This window comes from Chitinophaga sp. 30R24, assembly GCF_049056765.1.
Lineage (GTDB): Bacteria > Bacteroidota > Bacteroidia > Chitinophagales > Chitinophagaceae > Chitinophaga.
Genome location: NZ_JBJGXX010000001.1, coordinates 1,490,449 through 1,516,975 on the forward strand (window position 1 = coordinate 1,490,449; position 26,527 = coordinate 1,516,975).

Sequence of the window (26,527 nt, forward strand, 5' to 3'; positions counted from 1 at the left end):
GCTAAGCCCCTGTCTTACTTAGGTGAGTCCTATTTCATAGTGCCTTTCAGGGATTTCTATATCCTTGAATCCTTTTTTCAGCAACCAGTTTTTAAAAATTTTTTGCACTTCATATTCTCCGTGTACCAGGAAAAGTTTCTTTATATCGCCCGGTTGTTGGCAGGATAGCCACTGGCTTAAATCTTCATAGTCGCCATGTGCGCTCATAGAGCGGATCATGCCTACTTCCGCCACTACCTGGTAGCGGGTACCAAAAATAGAGACTTCTTTGGCGCCACTGATAAGCCTACCTCCTAGCGACTGTGGTTCGCAATAGCCTACCATAAGGATGGTGTTTTGAGGCTCATCGATATTATTGGCGATGTGGTGTTTTACCCGTCCTGCTTCTGCCATGCCGGAAGCAGAAATAATTACGCAGGGCGCTTTGCGGAAGTTCAGTGATTTAGATTCATCTACGCTTTTAATATAGTGTAAGCCGGGAAAATCGAAGGGATCTTTGTCCCTCTTCAGCAAATTGGAAACCGCCCGGTTAAATACCTCCGGGTGTGCCTTGGTAACAGCGGTAGCTTCAGTAGAAAGGGGGCTGTCCACAAAAATGTCTACTTTAGGCAGTATGCCATTCAGCTGCGCGTTATTAAGGGCATATAACAGTTCCTGGGTGCGGCCTACGCTGAAAGCCGGAATGATCAGTTTACCTCTTTTTTCTACACAGGTTTCGTGTATATAGCGGAGTAATTCTTCATCTGAGGGTTTAGCGTCGGCATGGAGGGTGCTGCCGTAGGTAGATTCCATTAGGATATAGTCGGCTTGGGGGAATACAGCAGGTGATTTCAGTATGGCATCGTTGTACCGGCCTATGTCGCCACTGAAAGTGATTTGTTCGGTTTTGCCGTTTTCGGTAATGCGTAAATGCACGCACGCTGCGCCCACGATATGGCCGGCGTCGGTAAACATCAGTTGCACATCCGGGTCGATCTGGTACCAGGTGTTGAAGTCTACGGGCAATAGTGAGCGGATCGCTATTTTAGCATCTTCCATGCTATATAGAGGTTGCACGTAGGGCAACCCTTCTTTAGCCATCCTTTTATTGGTGAATTGTACATCATCTTCCTGTATCTCTGCAGAATCGAGCAGCAATATTTCCGTCATGTCGCGTGTGGCGGCGGTACAAAAGATGTCTCCGTTGTACCCCATTTTTACGAGCCGGGGAATCAGGCCGGAGTGATCGATGTGTGCATGCGACAGCACCATATAGGTGATTTCCTGTGGGTCAAATCCAAAATCCCTGTTAAGGCTGTCTGTATCATGTCCCATTCCCTGGAACATACCGCAATCCAATAGAATCTTTTTATCGTTCTTGAGGGTAATCAGGTGCTTAGATCCTGTAACGGTGCGTGCGGCGCCGTGAAATGCAATTTTCATATCGTTTGTTTAGGGTGAAAGGACCACGATTTACGATTTACTTTTAAACGACCAGGTGATCGCAAAGGTGGCAATTAATATGCCGTCTTTGTCGCGGCCTTCTGTATGCAGGGTCACTGTTTGGGGGGTATCATTATTAAGGGTGTTTTCAATGGCAGATCTTAGTAATGGAAGCTCTGTACAGGTAAATATGGTGAGGCCGGTAGCCTTTTTTATAAAAACAGATTCCATGCCGGTAACAAGCATGGATATACGCTTAGGAGCGCTGCGCACATACATCATCGCAGGAAGGCCGGTGCTTAGCTCTCCCGCCATCGCCAGGCAAGCAAAATAAGTAGAGCGGAAAGGGTTTTGTGATAGCCAACGGAAAGGCACACTCGTAATGCAGGTTTCTGTATCTATGAAGCGTAAACGTACACCCGAAAGCCAGGCTGCAGGCAGCTTCCAGAGCAAGAAGGCTGAAAACTTAAACGGATGCCGTACAAACTTCAGGAAAGATTGTACAGCATCCGTATTAAAAGTGGTCATGCTATTATCCATAACGATGTTATTCGTTGGTGTAATTGGAAGGCAGCAAGGCTGCGGGCGACCATTGTTTCAGGAATTCCTGCACCTTCTTTTTATCGTAAGAGTCTGCAGATTCCAACAGGCCGGAATTTTGGGTATGCAGGCGGTTGCCTTTGGCATCCAGTACTACCAACACCGGAAAACCAAAACGTTGTGGATATCCCAGCTCTTTCAAGGTAGGCAGGTTCTTGTTTTCCTTGCTGTAATTGAGGTGGTATACTACGTAATTGTTGTCCATAGCGGATTTTAGCGCTGCATCGTCTTCAACGAATTTATACAGCCGTTTACACCAGATACACCAATTTCCACCGATTTGTAACAGTACGTGTTTGTTTTCCTGGGCGGCCTGCTTGATGGCAGCGGCAATATCTGCCTTAGCGTCTGCAGTAGGGGTATAAATATGTTCCAGGTCGTGTGCGGGTGTTTGTGCCTGCGTAGCAGGGATGGCAAAGGTGATGCTTAATATCAGCGTCCAAACATACTTCATCATAAGAAATCTATTATTCAGTTTATCTAATTTACACTATATTTTCCACATACGTTTGTATGGCGAACTGGGCGTTATTACTGTCTTCCAGCTGCAGGTGTATAATATCTTTCAGTTGTTGTTGCAAGGCGGGGTTATATACCGGTATGCATACTTCTATACGTCGATGCAGGTTCCGGTTCATCCAGTCGGCAGAGCCCATATATACTTCTTCCTGGCCATTATTATGGAAAATAAATACCCGGGCATGTTCCAGGTACCGGTTTACGATCCGGATCACCTGGATATTCCGGCTTTGCGGGATGTTGGTAGCCAGGCAGTTGATACTGCGTACGATGAGGTTTATTTGTACGCCGGCATCACTGGCTTCGTATAGTTTATCGATCATGCCCCTTTCCTGCAGGTTATTGAGCTTGATGGTTAAATGGGCTGGTTTTCCTTCCTGGGCGTGTTTAATTTCCCGGTCTATCAGGTCAGTAAATCGGGTGGTCATATTAAACTGGGCTACCAGCAGGTGCTGGAAGTTCAGGAAATCATAAGTTGCCGGTTGTTCCCTGCTTTGCAGGTAAAGGAATAACAGTTCCATTTCCCGGGTAATGCCTACATGGGAGGTAAATAATACGTGATCGGTATAAAAGCGCGCGGTATTTTCATTGAAATTACCGGTGGCGATCAGGCCAAAATAATCCCAGTTATAGCCGCGGTTACGTTTTACCAGTGCTGTTTTAGCGTGTACCTTCATCCCGGGGATACTGTATATCAGTCTTACGCCGGCTTCTTTCATTCTCTTGGCCCAGCGGATGTTGTTAGCCTCATCAAAACGGGCTTTCAGCTCTACAAAAACAGTTACTTTTTTACCATTGCGGGCAGCGGAGATTAGCGCCTGCGCTATCTGAGAGCCGGAAGCTATGCGGTACAAGGTGACATATATTTCTGCTACATCCGGGTCTGCTGCGGCTTCGTTGAAAAAACGTAGTACCTCATCATAGCGCTGGTAGGGGAGATGCAATAACAGATCGCGTTCCAGTACCAGGTCTAACAGCCGGTCGGTGGCTATTGCTGCTTTGTTGGCCGCCGGTATCACTTTCGGGTATTCCGGATGGGTGAGGCCGGGCGGTATGGGCAGGGAGGCCAGGTCTTTCAGGTTATGATAACTTCCGCCTATTACCAGTTCATCTTCCCTGATATCAAATTGCTTGGCCAGGAAGTGCAGCAAGGAAACAGCAATGTTGGCATCATACAGGAAGCGGGTAGGTAGGCCTAGCTCACGTTTACGGATCAGCGTTTCAACTTCTTCCAGGATATCTCCTTTTACCTCATCCATATCTATGTCAGCATTGCGGGTAAGCTTTACGCTCTGGCACGCAGTGATGGTATAACCCGGAAAAAGGTAGTTGAGATGGGCACGTATAATATCATCGAGGAAAGCAATATAATGCCTGCCGTTCAGAGGGGGTAATTGTAGAAAACGTGGTAAAGTGGCGGGTATATTTACCACTACATATTCCTGGATAGTGGTATTATTGTCCGGTACCAGTGTTATAGCCAGGTACAGGGCATTGTTTTCCAGAAATATCTTTTTCGACTTTTTACCATTAATCCATACTGGTTGCAGGTAAGCCAGTACAGTGGTCAGGAAGTAGTTGCGGGTAAAATCTAGGTGTTCGCCGGCAAAGGGCTGATTATAATATAGTTGCACCCCTTGTGATAGCAGATCTGGTAACACGCTGCCGGTAAATATCCGGCCATATTCTTGTTGTTGCCGGTTGATTTCCTGTAATACTTCTTGCAGGGTTTCTGGGTTGGTAGATTCGTTTTCACCCGCTTCCGGGTCTTGCTCAAGTACCTTATTAATAGCCAGCATGGCGGGCATCCTAACCCGGAAAAACTCATCCAGGTTAGAAGAGTATATAGAAAGGAACTTAATACGTTCGTATAGAGGCACCTGTTGGTCGGCTGCCATCAGCAGTACGCGGTAATTGAATGATAACCAGCTCAGGTCGCGGTTAAATAAAGGAATAGCCATAGATTACTAAGCTTTAACCGGAAAGAAAATAGCCGCTATTAAGAAGGCAATTACAGAAATAATAAGTCCAAACATGAAGATGTTATAGGATATACGCAGTAGCTTGTATTTATGTCCTAATACCACACCCAGGTGGTAAATATCGCGGGTCATGCTACTGTACAGAAAATCCGCATCATTCATCATTTGTTTCATGCCCCATTCATATTCTTCCTCGTGCATTTTATAAAAGTTACCAAAGAATAAAAGGTTGGCATCTTTCTTTTCAATATCTGTTCTGGTGAAGAGTCCGCTGGTAACATTGGGGCGGGTGGCCAGCACAGAAAAGATAACGGTTAATACAGCAGTAGTCAGGAAAATAAGGGAAGGCACCATCATGTTGGGATAATCTTCCAGCCGTCGTACCAGCACGCTCAGGATCACAGAAATAATAATAGAATTTACAGAGATCATGATATGCGCTTTGCTATCTGCCATGGAACTGAGGCGGATATGGTTGGTGGAAGTAGTTCTGAACATGGTTTCCACTCCGCGGTCCGGTTTTTCTTTTTTCTTTTCCTTTTCTTTTTTGAGCTTTATCGCGATAGAAGAAGATGGACGGGTTGCAGCATCGGCGGAAGTAGCTACTGGCACTATGGAAGGGCGTTCTGCTGCTGTTTTCTTTTCCAGCCTCTTTTTCAGTTTAGCAAGATTTTCTTCCTTTTGTTGTTTATAAAGGGTTTGTGCGTAGTCGGTCAGGTAATGATGTGCTGTTAAAAACTGGATGTTGTTATTCAGCCAATCAATAGCGGGTATTTCCTGCTGACGCGTTAATTCTAATTCGCGTCGTAATAACTTATTGCGGTCTAGGAAGTTTCTGGCCCCCAGATGGGAAAGGTCGGCATCGCAAACAATTTGTTCTACCAGGTTTTGGGGCGATTGGGGCATTTTAGTAGCCATAATAGCACCTTGCACCATGGTTTGAACATTTTCTGGTGCTTGCTGTTCCTTTAGGAACTGAATAGCTGCCTGTGCGCCATTTTCTTCGTGTTTTTTGGGATCGCCCATCAAATAGCCTATATCATGGAACCAGGCAGCCACATAAACGGCCAATAATTCGTCGTCCTGCAAACGGTAATGGGCTGCAATCTGTGCCGCCGCTTGCACTACATTTTGTGTATGTACCAGATTGTGATATACCAGATTCAGATGCGGATGCTGCTTATACTGGGCAGTCACATAATCCCGGGCCGCATCTATAATAACATTGTTTTGCATATGGAAGACGAAAATTAGGATAAGAAATGACGAGTAGCGTTATACACTTTATGTTTTTTGTTGCACTGATAACGGTAGGTTCGCCATTTCATGTATTACAATTCACAAATTGAACCTAAGTTACTGCATTTTTAAGTTAATTTTATGCTATAAAATTACACTATGGATGTTCGGATTGGCTTAATATTTATGCTCTCATTGTTACTGTCGTGCAATGCTTTCAGCGATAGGGAACAAAAAATATACGCTTCGCCTGCCGGATACGATCTCAAAGAACCAGTGCGATATAGAGTACGGGCATCTATGCAAGAAATTTCAGGTATTGTACTTTATCCAGATGAACACCGGATCATGGCCATTAATGATGAAGAAGGAAGGATATACCAGATAGATGTGGCGGCCACCGTGCCGTATCCACATTACAAATTCGCCAAAGATGGCGATTATGAAGATATCTGTCTGACAGACAGCGGTTGGTTTGTGCTAAAGAGCAGTGGCTCCCTGTACCAGATACGTGGACTGTTTACCGACAGTGTGTACAGCAACCATTACAAAATGGAAAAACAAGGCAAACAAGAATTTGAAACTACCTATTTCGATAGCGCCAGGAACAGTATTGTGATGATCTGTAAAAATTGTGAAGACGATAAACGCCTGGGTATTACCAGTGCCTATAACTTCGACCTGGCTACTAAAACTTTTGATACTACTGCGATCTATCATTTCGATAACCGGGAGATAGCGAAACTGGCCGGTTCCGATATGCGTTTTTTTAAGCCGTCGGCAGCGGCTATCCATCCAATCGAAAAGCGTTTGTATATCGTGGCTTCTGTAAATGGACTACTTGTTATCACTGATCTGCAAGGACATGTACAGGAAGCCTATAACCTGAAACACCGTTTATTCCTGCAGCCGGAGGGTATTGCTTTTGCTCCCAACGGCGACATGTATATATCTAATGAAGGCGGCTACGACGGTACCGCCTGTATTCTTAAATTTACCTATAAGCTAAAATGATCAGATCAGCCATTATCTATATCGTGTTGTTCTTTTGCGGAGGCAACTGCCTGCTGGCACAAACTCCCCATGTGGTAAGACGTGTTATTCTGATCGGAGACGCCGGAGAACTGCATAGCAACGGTAAAAACCCCGTGGTAGACGCAGTACGCCATACCTTCGATATGCAGGATAGCATTAACACAGTGCTGTTCCTGGGCGATAATGTATATCCGAGAGGAGTGCCGGACTCCACAAGTAAAAAGTTTCCGGCTGCCAAAGAGATCCTCGATTATCAGATCAATCTGGTAAAAGGTACTAACGCACACGCCTATATTATTCCGGGTAACCACGACTGGGATAAGAGTAGGCAGGATGGTTGGGACATTGTCCGTAACGAACAACGTTATGTAGATTCCCTGTATCTCGATAACGTACAATTTCAACCCAAGGATGGTTGCCCGGGGCCTGTGGAAGTAAGGGTGTCTGAGAATGTAACCGTGGTGATCATGGATAGCGAGTGGTGGTTGTTCCCTTATGATAAACCCGGGTTGGAGTCCTCATGCGATTGTAAAGACAAAGATGAAATCCTGACCCGCTTATCTGAAATAGTAGCCCTGAACCGTAATAAACTGATCATCTTTGCCAGCCACCATCCTTTCCGTAGCTATGGTATACATGGCGGTTACTATACAATTAAGCAACATATTTTCCCGCTCACCGACCTCAATCCATCCCTGTATATACCGCTGCCAGTAGTAGGGTCTATTTATCCGATTGCCCGCGGTTTGTTTGGCACGCCGGAAGATATCCCCAATCCCAAGTACCGGGAAATGATCAAAGGAGTGGAAAAAGCATTGGCGCCTCATGGCCCGGTGGTATTTGTTTCTGGCCATGATCATACCTTGCAGCTGATTAAGGATAAAGATGATGCCTTTGTAGTAAGTGGCAGCGGGGCCAAAAATAATCGTGTAAAGCAGGGAGCTAAATCCCTATTTGCTTCCACAGCCAGTGGTTTCAGCGCCATTGAACTCATGTCAGACAGCACCGTACTGGTACGCTACTATATGGCAGATAAAGGCCCTGAGCCAGTATTCAGCAATGTACTTTTCCGGTTGCAGGATCTTCCGCAAAAGGCGGTTCACTATACTACGCCAGATCAGTTACCACCTTATATCAGCATAGCGGCAGATGCCCAATATAACCGCTATGGCAGCTTTCACCGGTTTTTATTGGGAGAAAACTACCGTAAAGTTTGGGCCACTCCGTTGTACTTCCCGGTATTGGACTTAACAACTGCCAAGGGAGGTATGAAGATCCTGCAACGTGGAGGAGGTAAACAAACGCATTCGCTCCGGTTAGTAGACAGCTCTGGTACAGAGTGGGCAATGCGCTCCCTGAAAAAATTTCCGCTGGCCGCCATTCCGGAAATGTTCCGGGAAACGGTTGCCAAAGACATTGTGCAAGACCAGATATCTTCCGCCAATCCCTATGCGCCATTAGCAGTTTCCGTACTGGCAGAAGCTGCCGGTGTGCCGCATACCCGCCCTACCTTTGTATACCTGCCGGCCGATAGCGCCCTGGGCGAGTTTGCCAATGATTACGGTAATGATGTATATCTGTTGGAAGAACGGGAACCTGTTACCGGCAGTAATGATAAAACTTATAATACAGCTAAAGTACTGTCGAAGATATGGGGAGATAATGATGAACATGTAGACCAGAAATCCGTGCTGCGGGCCCGCATACTTGATATGTACATCATGGACTTTGACCGCCATGACGATCAATGGCGCTGGTACAAAGAAAAACATAAAGGAGAAGAATACTACTATCCTGTGCCCCGCGACCGCGATCAGGCATTTTTTCTGAATAGCGGCTTAATTCCACGTTTGGCAGCCCGTCCGTGGTTAATGCCGGCCATTCAGGGATTCCGCGATAGAATACCGGATATCAACGGTTTTAACTTCAGTACCCGTTATTTCGACCGTTCTTTTATGAATGAACTGGACGAAGCTGACTGGAAAAAACAAACAGACCGCTTTTTAAGAAAGATGACCGATAGCGTGATACAGGCTGCTGTAAACGCTTTCCCGGATACCATCAAATCGTTGGTTGGTCCTATGATGTTGACGCGTCTTTCTGCCCGCCGGAATATCCTGGAAGAAAATGTCATGAAATATTACCGCTTCCTCGCTACTGCTGTAGATGTACCGGCTACTGAAAAGAATGAACTGATCACGGTAGAGAAACAGGCCGGCGGCTCCGTTGACCTCAATATATATAAGATCAGCAAAAAGGGGGAAGTACAGCAAAATATTTACTCCCGTACTTTTGATCCGGCAGTTACTAAGGATGTGAACGTGTATGGCATGGGAGGGAACGACCGGTTTATTATTAAAGGCGATCATGGTACGCCCATCCGGATACGTCTGATTGGTGGCAACGCAGCAGATACTTACATCGACAGCACCACTGTAAAGGCGGGCAAACGGATACGGATATACGATCAGAAATCAGGAAAAGATACTTTTTCCCTTACTCATAATGAACAACGCCGTTTGTCGGATGATCCAGACAATATCAAATACAACCGGGAAGCTTTCCAATACCGGAAAATAATGCCGCTGCTTGCCGGTGCTTATAACCGGGATGATGGCGTATTACTGGGTTTGGGCGTATCGGCTATGTTCCATTCGTGGCGCAAGGAGCCGTTCTCCAGCAAACACCTGTTTACGGTAACCCACTCGCTGGCTACGCGTGCGTGGAACTTCCGCTATGAAGGGGAATATACCGATGTGATCGGCAAAACAGACCTCTTACTCAATGCCCGTGCTAAAGCGCCTAATAACACCATTAACTTCTTTGGCTTTGGTAATGAAACGGTATTCGATAAATCAGACCATAAAACTATTTCCTATTATAGGGCCAGGTTTGATCTGTATACGGTGGAAACATTGCTGAGAACCAAATTCACTGATCATTTCAATATTGCCTACGGACCTACTTTCAATTATTACTCGTTTAACAGGGATGAAAACCATAATCGTTTCATCACCGATTTCAAAGATAATGGCCTGGATTCTGCCAGCATCTACGGTCACAAAATGTACGCCGGTGGTAAAATAGTGGCTACAGTGGATACGCGTAACAATAAGCTGATAGCTACTCGTGGTATTCTTTGGACTACCACCTATTCCGGTAATTTCGGTGTTAACGATAATAGTCATAACACTACACAGCTGCAATCGGATCTGAGTCTTTACATGAGCTTTAATATGCCTGCTAATTTTGTGCTGGTGGCCCGGTTTGGTGGCGGTAAACTGTGGGGTAACTACGAATACTTCCAGGCGCTTACCGTAGGCGGTGTGCAAAATCTCCGGGGATACCGTAACTACCGTTTTGCCGGCGATGCTATGGCTTATAACAATACCGAATTACGGATAAAATTATTCGATTTGAAGACGTACCTATTGCCAGCAGGTGTAGGCCTTGTAGGCTTTAACGATGTGGGTCGTGTATGGAGAAAAGGTGAAACGTCCCATGTATGGCATGATGGCTATGGCGGTGGTATTTATATTGCTCCAATCAATGCGCTCATCATAACGGCAGTAGTAGGCCATTCCAGTGAAGAGACTTTACCCTATGTATCGCTGGGCTTCCGCTTCTAGGGGATGTTTTGGTGAGGAAGAATAAAAAAAGAAACAGCCATTTGATATTTATCAAATGGCTGTTTCTTTATAAATCAACTAATCAATTAAAGAACCTGCTACATGGTATAATCCATGTTAACTTTTACTCTCAGTGCCTTTAACCCACTCACGCCCTGTAACTCTTCCAGCTCCAGCATTTCGATTTCGGGGAGCAATATCTTTTTGTTTTGGAGGAAGGCGATATATTTTTTCAGTTCTTCCATTTCACGTATATAAGAGTACACCATAGCAATGGTGCCTGGTTGTGTTAATCTTTCACTGCTATCTTTGATATGTACTTTATCTATTCTTTTTTTGATGATCTCATAGCGGACATTATAGGCGCCTTCTACATCAAATCTACGCTCATCGCTGCGGAAGCTGATGGTAATAGGAGCGCTGTGCATTAAGATCATCTGCGTAGTTTGCAGAGGGATCTTTAATTTGGGACCTATTTTATGCGTAAGCCTGGCAATGTACGCCATAGAGGAAAGTTGCCACAGGCGCAGGTTGCGGAGGTAGAGTTGATCGAATTTCTTTTCCTGTGCAAGGGACTGGCCAATATAGATGGTATACTCAATGCCATCCGTACGGTACTTCTCAAAGTAGCAAGGGAAAGAGTGCTGTATATATTGGCGTTCTTTTTCCAGGTATTGGCTGATCGCCGAGTTGATCATGGAAAGGCTTTCTTCATATTCTCTCCGGTGGTGATATACATGTCCTTCCGATTTGTCCATTTTAGCGAAATAGTTGATCAGCAAGGGATTTAATGTTTCATTGCCTTCACAGAGATGTTCCAGTACTGGTTGTATTTCCTGGTCTATGAACTCATTCACTTTCAGGTCTTCACCAGCCTGTAGTCTATGGCTGAGGTTTTCCAGCAAATCATTGGTTTTGAATTGCAGTTCTTCCAGTAGGGGAAGATGAATCGTTTGCCGGATGGTTTCCAGTGTTTCCTGGATCAGGTGCAGCTGTTCTTCCAGGTCTTCGCGGATGGCATTGCCCTGCTGAACGGAAGAATTACGTATATCGATAGCGCCGTAAAGCGGATACACTTCTTCAAAGCCGATGTTTTCTATATCTTTTCTTTCTTCCTCAGGTGTAAGCAGGTAATTCCAGGCAGCGTCCACGAATTTCCATTCTACGGAAGGCTGCAAAGCGGTGAATTGGTCTTTGATGACTTCATTCAGCCGGTTTTCCAGAATGTTCATGCTACGGTTGAGCATGAGTACCAACAGGGGATAGGTATTGCCCAGGCGCCACAAAGGTTCGGCGGATAAGCGGTTAATAGTAGAGGAAGCCAGTTCCAGTACCCCCAGTATCTCTTTTTTATGAGTGATAGGAAATACGATAAAGCTCTTGATGCCTTTTAAGGGCAGGTATTTCAGGAAAGGATGTGCCGTTACCGTTTCTTCATTTACATCTGGTATGATCAGCGGAACAGGGTATTCTTTCATATGTTCCAGCAGTAACTGGAAAAAATGCTGTTGTTGTTTTTTATTGCCGATGCCCATAATGGGGTCGCTATTGGAAAATTGTTCTTCCAATACGTTTTTACCATTTACTTTAGGGAAAGGGATTAGGTGGGCGGTTACATCAGGTATCCCCAGGATAGTGGGGATCATTTTTTCCAGGTTACCGTAGCTCTCAATTTCGTTGCTGGCACGCATGTTCATTACGAGCGTCTTAATGCTGTTAAGGCTTTCAGACTGGGTAACGTCTTTTACGGTCCATATTACAAACCCTTCCAGGGAAAACATGCTGGTTGGCAACATGCTTTGCAGGTTTTCTGGCGTGATCTGTTTGGAACAGAAGAGGTTGTAATCCAGTTCCGGGAGCTCGCCATTTACTTTTACATCTACAAACCGGGGGTCTATATTCACTTTCACAAAACGTTTACCACCATCCGGTAGGTCCATTGTATGGATGATATCGTTTTGGTAGGTCATGGGAAAGTGGAATACTTTATCCAGAATAAGCTTATATAACCAGGTGATTTTGTCTTTTTTTACCTGATCCATGGAAATACCGCTGGGTATCGACAGGAGTTCTTTTCCATCATCAGAAAACAATTGTTTAAAGAGGTCGGAATAGTAGAAGATGGCAAACTTATAAGGAACGCCGATCCCATAGATATCTTTACTGGAATCTGTAGTAACAGGAAAGATGGCTGCTACCAGGAGATCCAGGTATTCTTTATAAGGAGAGAGATCAGCATCATTCGGAATGGGTTGTAATACGTCCGGATTGCTTTCGAACTTCTCAATGATCAGTTTGTAGAAAGAAGAACGGACTTCTCCTCCATCCTCCACCTTTTCCTTTAAATAGTTCAGGAAAGGAACGAATGATATGTGTGACTCAATTACTTTATCGTCATTTAAAACACCGGGGTGTGCAGTTAAAACTTTCATATAGCCGTACAATTATAACCAAAGGCCTCACTTTTTAGTGCCAGGCAATGAATGTTACATATAAATTTATCACCATAACAGTAATAAACAGTGCAGGAATACGGGGGAAGTATATATAATATGTAGACGCAAAGGTAGGAGAAATATTGTATGAATTGCAGATAACCAGGTTGGGTAATTTGTTGTGACAATTTGCTTTCACTATCCATTATCCCAACCCGGCCTTAAAATATTAAGACAATTCAATCTGGTTTTTAAGCAGATCTTCCAGGGTATCACGTCTGCGTATCAGATGTGGCTTACCTTCCTTGATCAATACTTCTGCTGGTTTAAGGCGGGAATTGAAGTTGGAAGACATTTCAAAGCCGTAAGCGCCGGCATTGTAAAACACCAGGTAATCACCTTCCCTTACCTCATTAATTTTCCTGTCCCATCCGAAGGTGTCCGTTTCACAGATATTACCTACTACTGTATATATCCGTTCTGTACCTTTTGGATTGGAAATATTACGGATCAGGTGGAAGGCATCATAAAACATAGGCCGGATCAGGTGGTTGAAGCCTGAGTTTACACCTACAAATACGTTGGCTGTTGTTTGTTTGATCACGTTGGCTTTTACTACAAAGTATCCGCTTTGGCTTACCAGGAATTTTCCTGGCTCGAACCACAGCTGTAACGGACGAGTATAGGATTGGGCGAAATTGTTAAACGTTTCGCTCAATTTTTTGCCTAGGAGCTCAATATCAGTTTCCGGATCACCCTGTTGGTAAGCTACTTTAAATCCGCTGCCCAAGTCAATAGATTCCAGATCCGGGAAGTGCTGCACCATTTCAAACATTACTTCTACCCCGCGCAGGAATACATCCACATCTTTGATCTCAGAACCGGTATGCATATGCAAACCAGTTACTTTCAGTTTTGTAGAATTAATAATGCGTTCTATGTGGCGCATCTGGTGGATAGAAATACCGAATTTACTATCGATGTGCCCGGTAGAGATCTTAAAATTACCACCCGCCATGATATGTGGGTTCAGGCGGATACAGATCGGATAGCTGCCTCCGAATTGATTGCCAAATTGCTCCAGGATGGAGAGATTATCTATATTAATAATTACCCCCAGGTCTTTAGCTGCGATAATTTCTTGCAGGTCTACACAATTAGGGGTAAAAATGATGTTCTTAGGATCGAAACCAGCTTTCAGGCCCAATTGTACTTCCTGTATAGACACCGTATCCAGACCGCAGCCCAGGGAATTGATGTACTTCAGGATATTGATGTTGGTCAATGCCTTACAGGCGTAGAAAAAGCGGGTGTCTGACTTATGAAACGCTTTTTGCAGCTTTTCATATTGCGTTTTAATCTTTTCTGCATGGTATATATATACCGGGGTACCAAATTCTTCTGCTACTTTCACCAGGAAATCCGCAGTAAGTACGTCGCTTTGTTTAGGCATTGATGCTCCTTGATTTAGAATGAGGATGCAAAATTACTACTCAAAAATGAGATTTTGCAGAAAATTGGTAGAGATGGGAATGAGAAAGGAAGAACCTGGGAAATACAGTTGGTTTTAATGGATGGGCTGTTATACAAAAGGCTCCTGCCGGGAGCCTTTCAAATAAAATAAATCGCTAACAAAACGGCGGAGGCTATTCTTCTTCGTCTCCTTCCAGGAAGCCTTCTATGCTTCTGCGGTCTTTTTTGGTAGGGCGACCAATTTTGCTTTGGCGTTTACCTGTCTGGAAAACAGAAGGGATATAAGCTGGCGCCAGTTTATCTTCGTCGGGGGTGCTATCGATATAATATTTAATGGCTTCGCTGTAGGCTACCCGGTTAGAGAGCAGGCCGGTTACTTCAATCACCCATTTGCGGGCTTCACTTCTGATCTCGAACTTATCGCCTACAGACACCGGTTTGGCAGCTTTCACAGAAGCGCCGTTCATCTTTACTTTACCGCTGTCGCAGGCGTCTGCAGCCTGACTGCGGGTTTTAAATACCCGGATAGACCAGAGGTATTTATCTACGCGTACTTTTTCGGTGTTACTACTCATTGTGGTTCATTTTTTCTGACAAAGCGGTAAAGGAGCCTGTAAGGGTTGCTTCCTTTACCGCTTTCACAAGAAAGGCTACTTGCTCATTTCCGCAAAATATTGGTGGAAATAAGGGATAGTTTCAATGCCTTTATAATAGTTGGCTAAACCATATTTCTCGTTGGGAGAGTGTAAGTTATCGCTGTCTAAACCAAAGCCCATCAGTACTGTTTTCAGTCCCAGCGTTTTTTCAAACAGCGCTACAATAGGAATGCTGCCACCACCGCGAACGGGGATTGGATCTTTTCCGAAAGTAGCATGGATAGCTTTTTGCGCTGCCTGGAAGGCTATGGAATCGGTAGGTGTTACATATGGACTGCCACCGTGGTGTTTGGTCACTTTCACTTTTACGCTCTTCGGTGCAATGGCTTCAAAGTGTTTAGTAAACAGGTCGGAGATTTCGTGCCAATCCTGATTGGGTACCAGGCGCATGGAAATCTTAGCAGAAGCTTTAGAAGGCAGTACTGTTTTGGAACCTTCGCCGGTATAGCCACCCCAGATACCGTTTACTTCCAATGTTGGGCGGATACCTGTTCTTTCGATGGTGCTATAACCTTTTTCTCCCCACACTTCATCAATGCCCAGATCTTGTTTGTATGCGGCTTCATCGAATGGAGCGGCATTGAGGGCTGCTCTTTCTTCGGCGCTCAATTCCTGTACTTTGTCATAGAATCCTGGAATGGTGATATGATTGTTTTCGTCGTGTAAGGAAGCAATCATTTTGGCGAGGATGGTAGCTGGGTTGGCTACGGCGCCACCGTATACACCACTGTGCAGGTCGCGGTTAGGACCGGTTACTTCTACTTCCATATAGGCCAGGCCGCGGAGACCGGTATCAATAGATGGGTTTTCCAGGCTGATCATGGACGTATCGGAAATCAGTACAACATCTGCTTTCAGGCGTTCTTTGTTTTGTTCCAGGAAGATGCCCAGGTTAGCGGAACCTACTTCTTCTTCCCCTTCAATCATAAATTTGATGTTGCAGGGAATGGTGTTGGTTTTGTTCATGGTTTCAAAGGCTTTTACATGCATATAAAACTGGCCTTTGTCGTCTGCGCTACCGCGGGCATATATATTACCATCTTTAATTACCGGTTCAAATGGGCCGCTGTGCCACAGATCCAATGGATCGGGCGGTTGTACATCATAGTGGCCATATACTAATACAGTAGGTAAAGAAGGGTTGATGATCTTTTCTCCATAAACGATAGGATGTCCCGCCGTTTGACATACTTCTACATTATCGGCGCCAGCTTCCTGCAGGCGCTGTTTTACAGCTTCTGCACACTGCTGTGTATCTGCATTATAGCGGGAGTCTGCACTCACGGAAGGAATGCGTAACAACGCCAGTAATTCATCCAGGAAACGATCTTTATTTTCTGCCTGGTAATCTTTCCAAACTTGCATGATTTAGGAAATTAAGTTCACAATGTGGTGCAAGTTAACGGAAAAACAACATTCCACGTATCATCTGTTTGGTGTTTGCCAGCAGTGGGTAACAAACAGTTTTAGCCCTTTAGGAAGGGTTGTTAGCTATAATAATGGTAATTATTGGTCGATGATGATCAGGAGATAAGCTTCTGTCTTACCAGAAATTCCAGTTTCTGGTTTACGTCGAGGAGTTTAGCTGTTAGTTCTTTGTTCTCCCTGCGAAGTGCATATACTTCGTAAGCTTTTTCTATATTGTGTTTAAGCTCCTCCTCGTTCCAGGGTTTGGAGAAATACTTATATACCTGCCCTTTGTTGATGGCATCTACTACAGCATTAATGTCGGCATAGCCGGTCAGTAACATACGTATAGGTTCGGGGTATTTGTCCAATATAGATTCAAAAAACTCTATCCCGGTTGTTTTGGGCATACGCTGATCCGAGATAATGATGTGAAATTCCTGCTCTGCCAGCAGTTTCTCCGCTTCATCCGCGGAGGTAGCCGTTACTACGCTGTACAACCGTCTGAATGAAGCTTTGAATGCATTCAGATTATGTATTTCATCATCAATATAAAGTATATGGATGTGTTGTGCACTCATTTAAGCAGACTTAGTTCCAAGTTATTGATAATAAATGAGTTAGAAACAATGAAACCTTCGATATCGATTTTGTGTCCAATTCTGCCCCATTCACCTTAACTACAAAAGTAAAACGTTCAACGTTTTATGCGCTACAAAGGTACATATAAACATACTGTTTTATGACGAATATTTCAAGGATGAATGAACTTTTTTAAAAATTTGTGGTTTCCTTATCCGATGGCGGTTTTACTGGCTTAGTTTCCATATTTTCGTATAGTGATGAAAAGCTGCCGTTTACCGCTTTTTTTATAACATTCACCGGTGAAAATAACTACTTCTACCGGTAAAACTCAAAATAGGAATACGTTTTGCTTCACTACCGCACTTAAACTTAAATTTTAATTCAGATGAAAAAAGGAATGATTGTTATTGTAGTACTCTTTTTGTTGGTCCTGGCAGGTTGTGGCGGCTGTAATAAGTACAACTCACTTGTGAGCATGGAAGAAAATGTAAAAAATAAATGGGGAGTGGTACAAAGCAGTTATCAACGCCGGGCAGACTTGATCCCTAATTTGGTAGCCACTGTAAAAGGAGCTGCTAACTTCGAAACCGAAACCCTGGAAAAAGTAATTCAGGCACGTGCCAGCGCTACCCAGGTAAAAGTAGATGTAAATGATCTGAGCCCTGAAAAAATACAACAATACCAGGCAGCCCAAGGACAGTTGAGCCAGGCGCTGGGCCGCTTGCTCGCCGTATCTGAAAGTTATCCCGATCTAAAAGCAAATGCTAATTTCCAAAACCTGCAAGCACAGCTGGAAGGTACCGAAAACCGGATTAATGTGGCCCGCAATGACTTTAACGATGCAGTGAGAAGTTATAACAGTGCTGTACGCGCATTCCCGGGCAATGTTATAGCCGGTATTACCGGATTTAAACAGAAGGGTTACTTCGAGGCAGCAGCAGGTGCTGAAAACGCTCCACAGGTAAAATTCTAATAGTTCTCCCCCATATTTTGAAGCCGGGTATTTACACCCGGCTTCAAATCGAAAAATTAAATAGCATGCGCATTTTCCCTTTTAAACGAAAAGAGATTTTTTCAGAAACGGAGAAGAACAGAATCGTGCAGGCTATCCGGGTGGCCGAACGGCTTACCTCCGGTGAAATCCGCTTGTTTGTTGAAAACCACTGCAATTATGTAAATCCCATAGACAGGGCTAAAGAAGCCTTTGTGTCGTTAGATATGGGCAAAACCAGGTTGCGGAACGGAGTATTGGTATATGTGGCCATCAAAGACCGGCAGTTTGCTATCCTGGGAGATCAGGGCATACATGAGAAAGTAGGAGATGAATTTTGGGTGAAAGAAGCCGCACTGTTGATCAACCATTTTCAGGAGGATCGGATTGTTGAAGGCATAGAAGCCTGTATCGCAGAAATAGGTATTTCCCTGCGCACTTATTTTCCCCATGAAGCCGGCGATGATGTGAATGAATTGCCGGATGATATCGTATTCGGCAGATAAAAGCCACTCTTTTTAACGATTTAGCTTAGATTAAGATGAGGATATTACGCTGGTTATTACCGGGATTATTTATAATGGCGGGCTTGTTGGCACAAGCGCAGAACATTCCACCCCGGCCTAATCCTCCAACTTTGGTAAATGACTTTGCAGGTATCTTGTTGAAAAATGAGGACGATGCATTGGAACAGAAGCTGGTGGCCTATTATGACAGTACTTCCACGCAGATAACGATCGTTACCCTGAAATCGGTTGGCGACTACGACATTAGTCAGGTATCATTAAAAATATTGCGCGATTGGGGTATTGGTACAAAAGGCAAAAACAATGGTATACTTATTCTTGTTTCAGTTGAAGATAGGAAGATAAGGATTGAAACAGGGTATGGAATGGAAGGCGCAGTGCCCGATGCGATAGCCAATGATATCATTAACCAGATCCTGAAGCCCGCTTTCCGCCAGGAACATTATTATGAAGGGTTAGATGCCGCAGTAGATGCAATCGAAAAAGCAGCTGCCGGTGAATACAAGGCGGACTCCAAGCAAGGGAAATCTGGGTTAGGCATTGGTGAAATCTTTCTGCTGATCATCATTGTTGTGATTATTATCTCCCTCTTTAGCAGAGGTGGAGGAGGAGGACGAGGCGGTGGAGGTACCACTTATAACAGAAGAGGTGGGTGGATTTGGCCCGTAATTGGCATGGGAGGCTTTGGCGGCGGAGGCGGTGGCTGGTCCGGCGGTGGTGGAGGAGGCGGCTTCGGTGGCTTCGGTGGAGGTTCAGGCGGCGGCGGAGGCGCCAGTGGTAGTTGGTAATATCTGGAAACTTATTTTATGTCATATTTGCATGTGTTAAACGGAGATGCAACGCTTACCTTGTTCAAACAAAGTGGATTGCCCGGAGACGTAGTGATATGTAGGGAAATGATGTGCGAAGGAAAGGCGAAATATACCAAAGATCTGATAACGTTCTTTGAAAGCCGCGCCAAGCACCTCGAATTTCAATATGGAATAGACAAGCAAACTTATCATATCCATGTGATGCAGGAGCTGGAGAAAATAGACCACTTCGGTCCTACGGCTGATGAAATCATACTTTGGTTCGAGTACGACCTGTTCTGCCAGATCAATATGCTGTTTATCCTGCATTACATTATCAGCCGGCTGGAGATTATTCCTCCTATCAGTATTGTAGACCTTCCGCATCACCGGCAGGCGGAAGATCTTCCCGGTTTGTTTGAAAAAAGGGTCAAGCTCCAATCTGAAGATCTCACTATGGCAGCAGACGTTTGGGATGCATGGTGTTTGGATACTCCTGTAGTACTTGAAACAATCAGCAAACTTTCTACCGGCAATCTGGTGCATATACCGGCCGCGCTGCAAGCCCATCTAAAACGATTTCCGGATATCACTACCGGCCTCAGCATCATTGAAAACTATTTTCTGCTACGCCTGATGTTAGGCAATTATCGTTGGTACGACCTTTACATGCTCTTCTGGGGCGAGTTGGAAATATATGGATTCAGCAATTTCCAGTTGGATATCCTGATCAACAGGATGGTGCGTTCCGGCGTTATCGAGGAACAAGACCAGATGTTGAAGATAACCAGCCTGGGGCGGGAAATACTCGGAGAGGAAGAGAATTACCTGGACTATATTTCTATGGAACACCGTTGGCTGGGTGGTGTGCGGTTAGCCAATACTCCCTGGCGATGGGACTCCAGCATAGAGGGCTTGGTGGCTATCATCATATAATATAATGGTTCTCCTAAATAAAAATGGGGAAGACCTTTACCGGCTTCCCCATTTTTCATATAATTAAACGGATACTATTCCTTGATGGCATTTCTGATTTCTTCTGATGCTTTACGCATATAATCCGCCTGTTTCCGTAATTCCTCCCGGTTGCTGCCGGTTACTGCAGTAGCTTCCTGTAATTTGGCCTTGCTAATCTCCTGCATCCAGTTGCTGATATAGGTGCTTACCTGTGCATTATTGAATTGGGCGGTCATGGCTTTTACCTGGTCTACTCCTTTAATAACGGCGGGTGTATTATTAATTTTGGATAAGAACCCTAGGTAGTCAAAAGCTGCATTCAGTTTGTCCTGGCCAGAAGTTTCATCAAATTTGGTTGCTACAAAGTTAATATCGGTTGGATTACCTTTTCTGGCGTATACACCCGCAATGGCATTCACCAGTTTGCCTTTGGTGTCGTTTTCCATTTGCTTGGCGATATTGTACGCTTTGTTGAGGTCTAGCTCTGCCAGGCCTTCCAGGCCGGCTGCTTCCACACCATATGATTTGTCTTTGGTAGCCGCTTCATAGAGTGGCGCATACTGCGGATCTTTCAGTTCGCCCAGTTGTTGCAGGGCCGCTGCGCGTACCAGGGAGCTGGGGTCTTGCTTGGCCAGTTCTGCCAGGATAGGCAGTGTGGCAGATTTTACATTTTCACTTTTCAGGTTAAGTTTACCGATGGTATAAGATCTTAACCCGTGGTATTTATCTCTAAGCGCTAGTTGCAGCACTTTTACTGCTTCCGGGTTGGAACCCTGTGCATCTGCCGCTTCATCGATCGCAATGTGGCGGTCCATGTAAGTAGGTGCATGGCTGTATTGAAAAGCATACGTGCTGAACGGGCGATGGTCATCTACTTTGGCCAATACTACTTTATCCGCATCCACATTTACGAGGTCGGGTTTGGTGGTATAAGAGAAAGTAAAGGAGTCTACCCGGTTGGCCAGGGTGATCTGGCGCCGGTCTACTTTTCCACCAGCATAAATGTCTATGGCCATTGGCACTTGCCATACTTTGGCGTCTTTCTGGATCTGCTGTATAATAACGGTAACTGTTTTAGCAGCATCATTGTATTGATAGCTGATATCCAGTTCAGGAAAGCCCTTACCGAAATACCATTCATTAAAGAACCAGTTCATATCCCGGCCGGTTACTTCTTCAAAGGCCAGCCGTAGTTGATGTGCTTCGGTAGCTTTAAATGCATTGGTTTTCAGGTAAAGGTTCAGTGATTTGAAGAAAGCAGAATCTCCTACAGCATAGCGGAGCATATTCAGGATGCGGCCTCCTTTCTGGTAGGTGATCTGGTCAAACATATCTTCTTTGTCGTGGTAGTAGAAGCGCACCAGGTCTTTGTCGCCGGAATATTGTAACATCGACATATAAGACTGGGCGGCTTCCATGCTATGTTCATCGGCTGCATCCTTGCCATATTTATATTCCAGCCAGAGATATTCACTATAGTCTGCAAATGACTCGTTAACAGTAAGGTTGCTCCAGGATTCTGCGGTAGCCAGGTCGCCGAACCAGTGATGGAACAGTTCATGCGCAATTACACATTCATTGAAATTATTATTATCCAGTAATTCCCGGTCTGTTTTCTGTATAAATTCTCCATGAAGGGTAGCTGTAGTATTTTCCATGGCGCCGGATACATAATCTCTGGCGGTCACCTGGGAATATTTTACCCAAGGATAGTCATAACCAAGTATTTTGGAATAGAACGTAAGCATCTCCGGTGTATTCCCAAAAATATTTTTCGCATATTTCTCATATGGTTTTTCCAGGTAATAGTTTACCTCTTTACCCCGCCAGGTGTCTTTTACAATAGCATAATCTCCTACTGCCATCATAAAAAGATAAGGGGAATGAGGGAGATCCATTTTCCAGGTATCGGTACGGGTGCCGTCTGCATTATTTTTCTGGCTTACCAGCTTACCGTTGGAGAGGGTCACATATTTTTTCTCTACGGTCATGCTGATTTCTTCTGTAGACTTTTGGTTGGTTTTATCAATGGTGGGAAACCATACCGAAGAACTTTCTGTTTCACCCTGAGTCCAGATCTGAATAGGCTTGTTAGGCTCTTTCCCATCCGGATTAATAAAATACAATCCTTTAGCATCGGTAATTGCTGCGCTACCCTTTACTTTGAGCTCATCTGGTTTGGAGGTATAGCTAATATAGATGATATAGGATTCTGTTGATTTGTATTGTTTATCCAGGGCAATATGTAGTTGCAGGCTGTCGTAACTATATTTCAACGGCATATTCTTGCCTGTTTTTACGAGAGATACTTCATGGATATCCATGCCCTTGGCGTCGAGAGTCAGGGAATCTGCAGGATAAAAGTGGGGTTTGAGTGTAATCCATGCTTTGCCATACAAATATTTTTTTGCGTAATCGAAACGAACATCCAGTTTTGTATGTACTAGATCGTTTACTTTAGTGGCCGATGCACGGTAAATTTTCAATGCGGGGTCTTCTTGGGCAGCTTTGTCAGATTGTGCCAAGGCAGGAGTAAAGGCTCCCAGTCCGGCTATTCCTCCGATCAATATCCCTATCAGGGAGTGCTTCAGACGTTGATTCATGTAAAAGACAGTTTTAAATAAATGTATCTCCTTTGTGAAATTAAAGGAGCCAAATTTAAACAAATGGGCCAAAATTGAGGTAAGTGGTTAAAAATGCTATTTTTGTTACACTTGCGGGCCCATAAAACAGCATTATGATTAAAGCGACTGTGAATGGCAAATCTACATTTGCTATTAATAAAGATAAAAAGCTTACCTGTAATGATCAGGAAGTCAACTGGTCGGCTGTGCAATTGCCCACCGGGGATTATAGTGTTATTATGAACGACCATAGTTATCAGGTACAGGTGCTACGGGTAGATAAGGATACTAAAACCGTCGTATTACAGATACATCAGGAGCAATACGAAGTAGCTATAGAAGAGCCGATAGACCAGTTGTTGGCTGCGATGGGTATTAAGGATACAATGGTCAAGAAGGTAAATGATATCAAGGCGCCCATGCCGGGATTGGTGCTTAAAGTAATGGTAACTCCCGGTCAGGCCATCAGGAAAGGAGACCCGGTGCTGATTCTGGAAGCCATGAAAATGGAGAATGTGTTCAAAGCCAGTTCAGATGCCATTGTAAAGGAAATTAAAGTAGCGGAACGCACTGCTGTTGAAAAAGGCGAGGTGCTGGTAGTGCTGGAATAATATTTGCGCATCACAGTTTTATATCATTATAGTATGTATCTCAGATTCAGGTCAGTATTATTTGTTTGGGGATGTTTGTTGTTATGCGGTCGCGTATGGGCGCAAGAACAGCATCATTTTATATATATCCAGAGTGAGAAGGGGTTACCGTTCTATGTAAAATACCATGGAAAGGTGTTGAGTTCCACTGAGCGGGGTTATATTATCTTGTCTCAATTGGAGAATGGCACAACGTCGGTAACTATTGGGTTTCCTAAGAATGAATCGCATGAGGCGCAGTTTAATCTGAAAGTGGCTAAAAGCGACGAGGGCTTTTTGCTGAAACAATCTGGTGATGCAGGTTATTCCCTGTATAATTTGCAAACTTTCCATGAGATAAGGGCCGAAGGCAGGGCTGCTACAGTTTTAGCAGCAGCACCTGCTCATGTACCGGATATCCCGGTACCAACCCAGGATAACGCCCCTGCGGAGATGGTAGCGAACCAGCAGAAAGATTTGGGAAATACCGTTACAGATAAAGCGGTAGCGAAAGAAGGGGCTAAAGGGGCAAAATCAGGCAATCCATTTGCTTCTGCATTGGACAAAATAGTCGTGAGCAGCGATGATAGGAATGAACCGGAGCCGGAAGTGGTAACTGATGGAAAGAGTGGAAAATATAAAAAGCAGAAAAATGAAAGAATGCCACTTACCGAAGAAGAACAGGCTATTTTAAGTGAGGTAATGGCAGACGAAGGGAAGATGGCTGCCAGTGAAGCGGCGGCCGAAGATGTTGCTAAAGCTGCCGGTACATCTACCACAAAGAGATCCCGGAGACATAAAGTAAGAGAAGGAAATCCTGATTTTATAGAGTTTCAGGATGATCAGGGCCAGGTGGCGCCTGCTCCTCAGGTAACTGTTGCGCCGTCTCCGGTAGCAGCAGATGTTACTGCACCGATAGAGGAAGAACAACCTGTTCATACTAAAAAGAAGAAACACCGGGTTTCTGATGATACAGAACATCCTGCCAATATTGTTACGGATGCTAGTGATTATGGCATCGCTGCACCAGCGGTGGCAGCTGAGGAGCCACCAGTAAAGACTAAAAAGAAAAAGAAGCATGGTAGCGATGAAGAAGCTGTTGTTGACCCGGCAGGCATGCCTGAACCAACTGTTGCCGGGGTAGCAGTAGACGATGCCGTAAAGGCGCCTGCCGCTAAAAAGAAGTCAACAGCAGTTCGCCTGATCAATACCGACTGTGTAAACATTATGGATGATGAAACCTTCCATAAGCTGTTGCGTAAGTTTGTGGCTGCCAGAACAGATAATAGTATGCTGGAGGTGTTCCGCAAACAAACACGTAACTATTGTTTGGAAACGGCGCAGATCAAAACCCTGGCGCAGTTGCTGACTGCCGACGATACCCGGTATCGTTTGCTGGATGCTGCTTATTCCAAAACTTACGATACCGAGAAGTATAGCGTGCTGGAAGGGCTGTTGATTGATGATTATTATAAGGGTAGGTTTAAAGCCATGCTGCATAGATAATATAATTGTATCCATCATGAGGGGTTGTATCAGCAATAGATACAACCCCTCATTTATTGGAGGGAATTGGAACATTTGAAAATCTTCCGGTGGATAACGTTGAGCAGCGAGGGGCTGCTTCCTGCTATTAATTGTATTTTAGGTTAATTTCGCCCCCATATGAACAGGTATTTTATTGAAGTTGGCTATAAAGGGGCTGCTTACAGCGGTTTTCAGGTGCAAGAGAATGCGCATACCGTGCAAGCGGAGATAGATAGGGCATTGAGCATATTATTCAGGGACGCAATAGAGAGTACTGGTTCCAGCAGAACAGATGCAGGAGTAAATGCGCAGCAGAATTATTTACATTTTGATACTGTTTTGCCATTGCATCCGCAGTTTTTATATAAGATCAATGCCATTTTGCCTGATGATGTGGTATTGAGGGGGATATACCAGGTGCCGGAAGATGCCAACTGTCGTTTTGCTGCTTTAAGCCGCTCTTATGAATATACGCTGTATACACATAAAGACCCTTTTATGAAAGACCGGGGGTACTTTTTTCCTTACCGGGTAGATATCGGGGCCTTACAGGAAGCTGCTGCCATTATACAAGAATACAGCGATTTTACTACTTTCTCTAAGCGGAACACGCAGGTTAAAACTTATATCTGCAATATTATGGAGTCTTATTGGACTGCAGATGGAGAGCGTATCGTGTATAATGTTACTGCTAACCGTTTTTTAAGGGGGATGGTACGGGGATTGGTGGGCACTATGCTGCGGGTAGGCCGTGGTAAGCTTTCTATGGTGCAGTTTCGGAAGGCGATAGAGAGTAAGGATTGTACCAATGCTGATTTTGCGGTACCGCCACAAGGATTGTTTTTAATGAATGTACACTATCCAGACGGTCTTTTATTGCCTGTTACGTTTAGCCATTGATATTTTTTATCTGCTATAGTCCTTTGTGGTAAAGGGTTATAGCAGATGGTGTGAAAATAATGTACTTAAAAAGTTGGAAGTATTAAAAATACGCCTACCTTTGCGCTCCGCTTCGATAGAAAGCAGGCACACCAAAGTTCTTCATTTAAATATTTTTCGTACTTGCCTGAACGTAGTGATACACAGGACGCCAGAAAAAAGATTTAAAAAATCTTAAAAAAGATTTGGTGAAAACGAAAAGATGATTACCTTTGCAACCCCAACGCAAACAACGCGAAACGGAAAATAAAGTTCTTAAGATGTTCGGCCGAAAGGAGCCACAGGGATCGGATCTCAAACATTTACAATAGCATTTGTCTATTGGCTTTAAGGAGCTGATAGTAAATAGCTAAAGTTCTTTGAAAGAATGGAAACAACAGCAAGAATCAAATTAGTGATAGTTTGATTCAACTCAAGGTAATGTAATAGCTAAACATAATTAAATGATCCGATTGATTTCGAGAGAAATTAGTCAGTATCAAAACTTCTTTACAATGGAGAGTTTGATCCTGGCTCAGGATGAACGCTAGCGGCAGGCCTAATACATGCAAGTCGAGGGG

General features: G+C 44.4%; 20 protein-coding genes and 1 rRNA gene. 10 read left to right on the forward strand and 11 right to left on the reverse strand.

Annotated elements, in window-relative coordinates:
- Positions 1-18: 18 nt before the first annotated feature.
- The 5 genes from ACDQ55_RS06335 to ACDQ55_RS06355 are packed head-to-tail and all read right to left on the reverse strand — an operon-like array spanning position 19 to position 5,759.
- Complete coding sequence (locus ACDQ55_RS06335; protein ID WP_420980394.1) at positions 19-1,422, reverse strand: MBL fold metallo-hydrolase RNA specificity domain-containing protein; 1,404 nt, start codon at positions 1,420-1,422, stop codon at positions 19-21.
- A 30-nt stretch (positions 1,423-1,452) separates the two neighbouring features.
- Complete coding sequence (locus ACDQ55_RS06340; RefSeq protein WP_420980395.1) at positions 1,453-1,962, reverse strand: DUF4442 domain-containing protein; 510 nt, start codon at positions 1,960-1,962, stop codon at positions 1,453-1,455.
- 7 nt (positions 1,963-1,969) lie between these two features.
- Positions 1,970-2,479, reverse strand: coding sequence for a thioredoxin family protein (locus tag ACDQ55_RS06345; protein WP_420980396.1), 510 nt, complete (start codon positions 2,477-2,479; stop codon positions 1,970-1,972).
- A gap of 28 nt (positions 2,480-2,507) precedes the next feature.
- Positions 2,508-4,502, reverse strand: coding sequence for a polyphosphate kinase 1 (gene ppk1, locus ACDQ55_RS06350; RefSeq protein WP_420980397.1), 1,995 nt, complete (start codon positions 4,500-4,502; stop codon positions 2,508-2,510).
- A 6-nt stretch (positions 4,503-4,508) separates the two neighbouring features.
- Positions 4,509-5,759 (reverse strand): Pycsar system effector family protein, encoded by a 1,251-nt coding sequence (locus tag ACDQ55_RS06355; protein WP_420980398.1) that lies wholly within the window; start codon positions 5,757-5,759, stop codon positions 4,509-4,511.
- A 162-nt stretch (positions 5,760-5,921) separates the two neighbouring features.
- On the opposite strand from ACDQ55_RS06355, the gene ACDQ55_RS06360 reads away from it, so the two are divergent.
- Together ACDQ55_RS06360 and ACDQ55_RS06365 are read left to right on the forward strand one after the other, a co-directional pair.
- A complete protein-coding gene (locus ACDQ55_RS06360; RefSeq protein WP_420980399.1) occupies positions 5,922-6,776 on the forward strand; it encodes a hypothetical protein in 855 nt (284 codons plus the stop codon).
- Positions 6,773-10,426, forward strand: coding sequence for a BamA/TamA family outer membrane protein (locus ACDQ55_RS06365; RefSeq protein ID WP_420980400.1), 3,654 nt, complete (start codon positions 6,773-6,775; stop codon positions 10,424-10,426). The genes ACDQ55_RS06360 and ACDQ55_RS06365 overlap by 4 nt, the downstream gene beginning before the upstream one ends.
- 98 nt (positions 10,427-10,524) lie before the next feature.
- Here ACDQ55_RS06365 and ACDQ55_RS06370 read toward each other — a convergent pair whose 3' ends face one another.
- From ACDQ55_RS06370 to ACDQ55_RS06390, 5 genes are all read right to left on the reverse strand, one after another.
- Positions 10,525-12,858 (reverse strand): GAF domain-containing protein, encoded by a 2,334-nt coding sequence (locus ACDQ55_RS06370; protein ID WP_420980402.1) that lies wholly within the window; start codon positions 12,856-12,858, stop codon positions 10,525-10,527.
- Positions 12,859-13,090: 232 nt separating this feature from the next.
- A complete protein-coding gene (gene lysA, locus ACDQ55_RS06375) occupies positions 13,091-14,314 on the reverse strand; it encodes a diaminopimelate decarboxylase (protein WP_420980403.1) in 1,224 nt (407 codons plus the stop codon).
- 193 nt (positions 14,315-14,507) lie between these two features.
- Positions 14,508-14,909, reverse strand: a complete 402-nt coding sequence (locus tag ACDQ55_RS06380) for an RNA-binding S4 domain-containing protein (protein ID WP_420980405.1) — start codon at positions 14,907-14,909, stop codon at positions 14,508-14,510.
- A 75-nt stretch (positions 14,910-14,984) separates the two neighbouring features.
- Entirely contained in the window at positions 14,985-16,355 is a 1,371-nt protein-coding gene (locus ACDQ55_RS06385; RefSeq protein WP_420980406.1) for a dipeptidase, read from the reverse strand.
- A 158-nt stretch (positions 16,356-16,513) separates the two neighbouring features.
- A complete protein-coding gene (locus ACDQ55_RS06390; protein WP_420980408.1) occupies positions 16,514-16,978 on the reverse strand; it encodes a response regulator in 465 nt (154 codons plus the stop codon).
- A 389-nt stretch (positions 16,979-17,367) separates the two neighbouring features.
- On the opposite strand from ACDQ55_RS06390, the gene ACDQ55_RS06395 reads away from it, so the two are divergent.
- The 4 genes from ACDQ55_RS06395 (at position 17,368) to ACDQ55_RS06410 (ending at position 20,227) form a co-directional block, all read left to right on the forward strand.
- Positions 17,368-17,955 carry a LemA family protein gene (locus ACDQ55_RS06395; RefSeq protein ID WP_420980410.1) on the forward strand — a complete coding sequence of 196 codons (588 nt, stop codon included), beginning with the start codon at positions 17,368-17,370 and terminating at the stop codon, positions 17,953-17,955.
- Between the two features lie 65 nt (positions 17,956-18,020).
- The gene (locus ACDQ55_RS06400) at positions 18,021-18,479 is read left to right on the forward strand and encodes a TPM domain-containing protein (RefSeq protein WP_420980412.1); all 459 of its coding nucleotides are present in this window, start codon (positions 18,021-18,023) and stop codon (positions 18,477-18,479) included.
- 35 nt (positions 18,480-18,514) lie between these two features.
- Positions 18,515-19,288 (forward strand): TPM domain-containing protein, encoded by a 774-nt coding sequence (locus ACDQ55_RS06405; RefSeq protein ID WP_420980413.1) that lies wholly within the window; start codon positions 18,515-18,517, stop codon positions 19,286-19,288.
- An 18-nt stretch (positions 19,289-19,306) separates the two neighbouring features.
- Positions 19,307-20,227, forward strand: a complete 921-nt coding sequence (locus tag ACDQ55_RS06410; protein ID WP_420980414.1) for a hypothetical protein — start codon at positions 19,307-19,309, stop codon at positions 20,225-20,227.
- Positions 20,228-20,301: 74 nt separating this feature from the next.
- Here ACDQ55_RS06410 and ACDQ55_RS06415 read toward each other — a convergent pair whose 3' ends face one another.
- On the reverse strand, positions 20,302-22,851 hold the full coding sequence (locus tag ACDQ55_RS06415; protein WP_420980416.1) for a M1 family aminopeptidase: 2,550 nt from the start codon (positions 22,849-22,851) through the stop codon (positions 20,302-20,304).
- Positions 22,852-22,985: 134 nt separating this feature from the next.
- Here ACDQ55_RS06415 and ACDQ55_RS06420 point away from each other — a divergent pair, with 134 nt between their 5' ends.
- The 4 genes from ACDQ55_RS06420 to ACDQ55_RS06435 form a co-directional block, all read left to right on the forward strand.
- The gene (locus ACDQ55_RS06420) at positions 22,986-23,483 is read left to right on the forward strand and encodes a biotin/lipoyl-containing protein (protein WP_420980418.1); all 498 of its coding nucleotides are present in this window, start codon (positions 22,986-22,988) and stop codon (positions 23,481-23,483) included.
- A 33-nt stretch (positions 23,484-23,516) separates the two neighbouring features.
- Complete coding sequence (locus tag ACDQ55_RS06425) at positions 23,517-25,007, forward strand: DUF4476 domain-containing protein (protein WP_420980419.1); 1,491 nt, start codon at positions 23,517-23,519, stop codon at positions 25,005-25,007.
- A gap of 159 nt (positions 25,008-25,166) precedes the next feature.
- Positions 25,167-25,928: a tRNA pseudouridine(38-40) synthase TruA gene (gene truA / locus ACDQ55_RS06430; RefSeq protein ID WP_420980420.1), complete on the forward strand. Its 762-nt coding sequence runs from the start codon at positions 25,167-25,169 to the stop codon at positions 25,926-25,928.
- A gap of 530 nt (positions 25,929-26,458) precedes the next feature.
- Positions 26,459-26,527 (forward strand): 16S ribosomal RNA (locus tag ACDQ55_RS06435); the annotation flags it as partial.